A 708-nucleotide genomic window follows, 5' to 3' on the forward strand; every position below is an offset into this window, starting at 1 on the left:
CTGAGCTCAGAGCCTGCCACAGTCACCGTTACGGTTACGCCAGTGAACGACGATCCTCAAGCTATCGATGACAGCTATACCTTAACCAGTACTGCAAATGACACCTATTCGTTAGCTGTGTTGGCAAACGATGTGGATGTTGATGGTGACACCTTAAGCATTGATGGTGCTGCTGCGGATATTGGCAGTGTACAAATCACTGCTGATGGACTCAGCTTTACCGCGCCCGAGGCTTATGTGGGGCCTGTTGCACTGCGTTATACCATTAGCGATGGCAACAAAGGCCGAGCAACCGCCAAAGTGAATGTGCTGATTGAAGGCGCTGACTCAGCGAGTCAACCCGTGATCACTCTACCTGATGATGTTGAGGTGAATGCGACAGGCCTGTTTACGCGGGTGAAACTCGGTTTTGCCAAGGCGGTTGACCGTAATGGCCATCCATTACCCGTGTCGCTGGTGAATAAGAGCTTGTTCTTCGCTCCTGGCAACTCCTTAGCCTATTGGCAGGCTGTAGACAGCGAGGGCAACAAGGCGATTAAAGCGCAGAAGGTCAAAGTCAATCCATTGATTTCGCTGAGCAAAGATCAAGTTATTGCAGAAGGGAATCAAGTGACTGTGAGTGTTCATCTCAATGGTGAGGCACCGAGTTATCCGCTGAGTATTCCTTACACAGTGTCAGGAACGGCAGACAGTAGCGACCATGATTTG

1 protein-coding gene is annotated in these 708 nt (G+C 50.4%); it reads left to right on the top strand.

Annotated elements, in window-relative coordinates:
* The coding region (locus M0413_RS22690) for an Ig-like domain-containing protein (RefSeq protein ID WP_249555750.1) at nt 1–708 on the top strand (708 nt) is incomplete at both ends.

This window comes from Shewanella sp. 8A (genome assembly GCF_023475945.1).
Classification (GTDB): Bacteria; Pseudomonadota; Gammaproteobacteria; order Enterobacterales; family Shewanellaceae; genus Shewanella; species Shewanella xiamenensis.